Source organism: Cellulomonas phragmiteti (genome assembly GCF_016862775.1).
Taxonomy (GTDB): domain Bacteria; phylum Actinomycetota; class Actinomycetes; order Actinomycetales; family Cellulomonadaceae; genus Cellulomonas; species Cellulomonas phragmiteti.
In genome coordinates this window covers 1-4,447 of the sequence record NZ_BONP01000050.1, presented here as the reverse complement: position 1 = coordinate 4,447, position 4,447 = coordinate 1, and the positions used below count along the sequence as shown (strand labels likewise).

The 4,447-nt window shown below is 68.7% G+C and carries 5 protein-coding genes and 1 pseudogene; 4 read left to right on the top strand and 2 right to left on the bottom strand.

The genetic code is table 11. The features are described from left to right. The 3 genes and pseudogenes from Cph01nite_RS18760 to Cph01nite_RS19385 form a co-directional block, all read left to right on the top strand. Positions 1-947: RHS repeat-associated core domain-containing protein (locus tag Cph01nite_RS18760; protein ID WP_203676553.1), on the top strand; the 947-nt coding region annotated here is incomplete at its 5' end. Further along, complete coding sequence (locus Cph01nite_RS18755; protein ID WP_203676551.1) at positions 944-1,543, top strand: hypothetical protein; 600 nt, start codon at positions 944-946, stop codon at positions 1,541-1,543. The genes Cph01nite_RS18760 and Cph01nite_RS18755, both read left to right, overlap by 4 nt. Before the next feature lie 566 nt (positions 1,544-2,109). Beyond that, positions 2,110-2,628: pseudogene (locus Cph01nite_RS19385) on the top strand (PA14 domain-containing protein); the annotation flags it as partial. Positions 2,629-2,708: 80 nt separating this feature from the next. Here the strand turns inward: Cph01nite_RS19385 and Cph01nite_RS19180 are convergent. Continuing rightward, complete coding sequence (locus Cph01nite_RS19180) at positions 2,709-2,972, bottom strand: hypothetical protein (RefSeq protein ID WP_239069367.1); 264 nt, start codon at positions 2,970-2,972, stop codon at positions 2,709-2,711. Positions 2,973-3,578: 606 nt separating this feature from the next. Beyond that, on the bottom strand, positions 3,579-3,812 hold the full coding sequence (locus Cph01nite_RS19175) for a hypothetical protein (protein ID WP_239069366.1): 234 nt from the start codon (positions 3,810-3,812) through the stop codon (positions 3,579-3,581). 184 nt (positions 3,813-3,996) lie between these two features. Between Cph01nite_RS19175 and Cph01nite_RS19170 the strand changes: the two genes are divergently transcribed. After that, on the top strand, positions 3,997-4,447 hold a 451-nt coding region (locus Cph01nite_RS19170; RefSeq protein WP_239069365.1), incomplete at its 3' end, for a hypothetical protein.

The window sequence follows — 4,447 nt, the reverse complement described above, 5'->3', positions numbered from 1 at the left end:
CCGTCGCCGGTGAGACGTCGGTGACGAGGTACGGGTTCACCGGCACGGGCGACTCCCCGGATCTGCTGCTCGATGCTGCTGGTGTGGTCACGGCGCGGGTGCTGTCGCTGCCCGGTGGGGTGGTGGTGAACCTGCCGGTGAGTGGGGAGGCGGTGTGGTCGTACCCGAATATCCACGGTGACGTGATCACCACCGCGAACGCCGCCGGCGCGCGTACCGGGGGGTTGTTCTGGTACGACCCGTTCGGTCAGCCGGTCGACCCGGTCACCGGTTTGATCGGCACCGGCGCGGCGGATGATGCGGTGCCGGACAACCTGCCCGGCGAGGGCGATAATGCCTGGGTCGGGCAGCACCAGAAGCTCTACGAACACGCCGGAACCCTGGCCGCCATCGAGATGGGCGCACGCGTCTACCTCGCAGGCCTGGGCAGGTTCCTGTCCGTGGACCCCGTCGAGGGCGGGGTCGACAACGCCTACGTGTATCCGAACGATCCGATCAACAGCTTCGACTTGACAGGTCAGTTCTCGTGGAAGACAGCCGCCACGATCGGCGTAATGGTGGGATGTCTTCTGGTGAACCCTCTCATCTGTGCTGGCGCGAGTCTTGCTCTCGCAGTCGTCAACAACTCGTCCATCGGCGCGAACGGGAAGCTGAATATCAACAAGAAGGGTCTAGCTGTCGACGCGCTGTTCGCGGTCGCGGGGGGTGGTCTCGGGCGCGCCATATCAGGATCCTGGAGGTCTGGTGCTGTCTCGTGGTACTCGCGCGCTGCCCCCCGACATGCGGCCAATGTGCCGCGGCGAGCGGCCAATGTTTGGCGAATCGACCGCGGCGGCACCCGGGCAAACGTGAACATGAACTTTGTGCTTGGGATGAGCGCATACGCTGGTGCTTTCGGCGTGCACCAGGCTCTCAAACCAAGGCCTCGGAAGGCTGTGCGCCGATGAACTGCCCGGCACCCCTTGGAGACGACGTGAGTCGACAGGTGACTCTTGCGCCACCACGGCCCCTGATCGTCGTCGTGACAACTTTGTCAGCACTGGTCACGATCACGCTATTCAGCTGGGGGGCTGTCAGCGATGAAACCCTCTCCAGTCACTTGACTTACGGCACCGTGAACGCTTTCATATGCGTACTCGCTGGGCTTGTGCTGAGCAGTCGCATCTATGCTCAGGGTGAGATGCTGTACGTGGTCAACGTCGTGACGGTCACTGCAGTGCCTCGCGAGGCTATCGCCGAGGTCAACGGGCGGAATGGCGTCTATGTTCTGACCTGGCAGGGCGAGGAGGTCGAATATCTGGCGTACGGGTCGTCGGTACTCCAGATCTTCTTCCCCAGCAGGCGCTACCGGAGAGTCGCTGAGGATATGTGGATCTGGGCCGCTGGCGGTGCTCACTCGGAGCCAAGCCATCGTGGAGTGACGCGCCGCCCGCGGAAGGCTGTGCTTGTGGGTTCTCTGGTCAGTCTGGCTCTGTGGCTTCCCCTGGGACGTCTGGCCTACGAGCACAATGACACCTTGCTCCGGATGCTTGCGAGCCTGTAGCCCGGCGCGATTGCCAATGGCCTCGTGGGGCGGGAGCACGGTGGATCGCACGCTCGGGCGGAGCGATCCATCGACCGTGGGAGAGAACTTCCGGTCTGAGTCTCGGCTCCTGGGGCTCCGCCCGGAGAGAGGTGACACTTCGAGATGCGCGGAGTTCGCTCGAGTGATTCACGGCGCCGGTGTCGCGATCGGAGATCGAGGTCAGACGCGCGTCATCGGCTCGCAGACCCGGGTTGCGGACCCCGGCGATCACGGACTGGCTCGCGGCGGACGGCGGACGGACGCCGTCGCCGGCGAACCAGGTGCAGATCACCTACGACCTCGCCGGGCCGTCGACCACGGCGCCCAAGGCGACGTCCGTGGTGCTGCCGGCGGCGGACGGCGTGACGACCTCGGGTCGTCTGACGACGGGTTTCGCGTACGCCGATGCGTCCACGACGCATGTGGTGCGCACCGGGGTGCCGGGCAATGCGCGCACGGTGACGTTCGACGGGGCGTGGCGCCAGACCTCGGACGTCTCGGCGCTGGGGTTGCGTTCGACGCAGGTGTGGGATCCGGCGAAGGACATGGTGCTGGCGCAGAGTGACCCGGCGGGGCGGACGACCACGACTCTGTACGACGCGCGGGATCGTGCGACGGACACCTTTGGGCCGGCGCCGGCGGAGTGCTTCGGGTCGGATCGGCGGCCTACGGCGGTGTGCGCCTCGCGGGTGGCGCACACGGCCACGGCGTACGACGAGGGCATGCGTGGTCTGAACGTGGCGTACTACGCGGGTGCGGGCCTGGCGGGTCAGCCGAAGGCGTTCGCGCTCGGGCTGGGGACGGGCAGCGCGTCGAAGAACTGGGGTACGGCGATGCCGGACCCGGCGATCACGGCGGCGCCGTGGGGTGCGCGGTTGAACGGCATCCTGACGTTCCCGCAGGCGGGGACGTACTCGCTGACGGCTGGCGCGGATGACCGGGTCAAGGTGTGGATCGATGACGTGCTGGTGGTCAGTCCACCGGATCAGACCACGGTGTCCGGGACGGTGGTGCGGGCGGCGGCCGGTCCGGCGCGGATCCGGGTGGACTACGTGAACATGGGCGCGGGGGCCAGTGTGTCGTTGTCGTGGCAGGGGCCTGGGGTGGTCTCGGGGGTCATCCCGGACACGGCGCTCTCGCCGGACTACGGGTTGGCCACGAGCTCGACGGTGGCCGACGGGGTGCCGGCTTCGGTGCCGGCGGGCACGCCGGGGGTGGCTGCGGAGCAGGTGCCGGTGCAGAGCACGCGGACGGGTTTTGGGGCCAGTCCGTGGTTGGGTCGGGCGTTGACGAGCACGGTGGATCCTGACGGGTTGGCGTCGACGACGACGACGGCGTTCGAGTCAGCGGGGTATGGGCGGCGCACGGGGCGGTGGTTGCCGGCGGCGTCGGCGGCGGGCACGCTCACGGCGGCGTTCGGGACGTCGTACGGGTACTACGGGACCTCCGATGCCCAGCCGGACGTGTGTGGGGTGACTGCGGGGGTCAAGCCTGCGGGGTTGTTGAGCTCGACGACCGATCCGGTGCCGGCCTCGGGTGATCCGGTGGTGACGTCGGTGGTGTACGACCACTACGGGCGGGCCGTGGGGACGCGGTCCTCGGGTGCGCAGGGGTGGACGTGCACGACGTTCGACGCCCGGGGTCGGGCGGAGAAGGTCTCGTACCCGGCGCAGGGTGCGACGGCTGCGCGCACGGTGTCGACGTCGTATGCGGTGGGTGGGGATCCGTTGGTCTCGGCAACCTCGGACTCGGCTGCGCCGGGGTCGGGGACCACGAGCACGCGGGTGGATCTGTTGGGGCGGGTGGTGTCGTACACCGATGTGTGGGGTGTGGTGACCACGACGGCGTACGACGCTGCGGGCCGCCCGAGCTCCTCGCGCACGACGGCCGGTGGTCAGGCGTTCGACTCGAGCGTGGAGTACGACGTCGATGGTCGTGCGGTGCGGTTGCTCGATGGTGGGAAGGTGGTGGCGGTGCCGGTCTACGGGCCGGGCGGGGACGTGATCTCGGTGTCCTACCCGTCGGGTGCGGGCGCGGCCGGCAACGGGTCGGGTGTGGTGATCGCGCGGGATGCGGCGGGTGCGTTGGCCGAGCTGGTGTGGTCGTTCGTGGGGTCGTCGTCGGTGGCGGACAGGGTGGTGCGGTCGCAGTCGGGGCGGGTGCTGTCGGCGACGGTCTCCGACGGGGCGGCCTCTGGGTCGTCGTCGTACTGGTATGACGGTGCGGGCCGGTTGGTGCGTGCGGTCATCCCGCGCCATGACCTGTCCTACTCGTTCGCGCCCGCGGGCGGGTGTGGGGCCAACGCTCGGGCGGGCTTGAACGGGAACCGGACGTCCTCGCGGGATATGTTCGACGGGGTCGCGGTCACCACGGTGGAGTCGTGTTTCGATCATGCGGACCGGTTGACCTCGACCACGGTGACGGATCCGCCGGTGGGTGCCTCCCCGGTCTCGCGGACGGTGGCCGGGGCGTCGATCTCGTACGACGCGGGCGGGAACACCACCGCGCTGGCGGGTCAGATGTTCGCCTACGACCAGGCGAACCGGCACGTGTCCTCCGAGGACGGCGACGGGACGCGGGTGGTCTACGGGCGGGACTCCTCGGATCGGATCGTGGAGCGCACCCAGACCCTCGCCGGCGAGACGTCGGTGACGAGGTACGGGTTCACCGGCACGGGCGACTCTCCGGACCTGCTGCTCGATGCTGCTGGCGCGGTCACGGCGCGGGTGCTGTCCTTGCCGGGTGGGGTGGTGGTGAACCTGCCGGTGACGGGGGAGGCGGTCTGGTCCTACCCGAACATCCACGGCGACGTGATCACCACCGCCAACGCTGCCGGCGCACGCACGGGCGGGTTGTTCTGGTACGACCCGTTCGGTCAGCCCG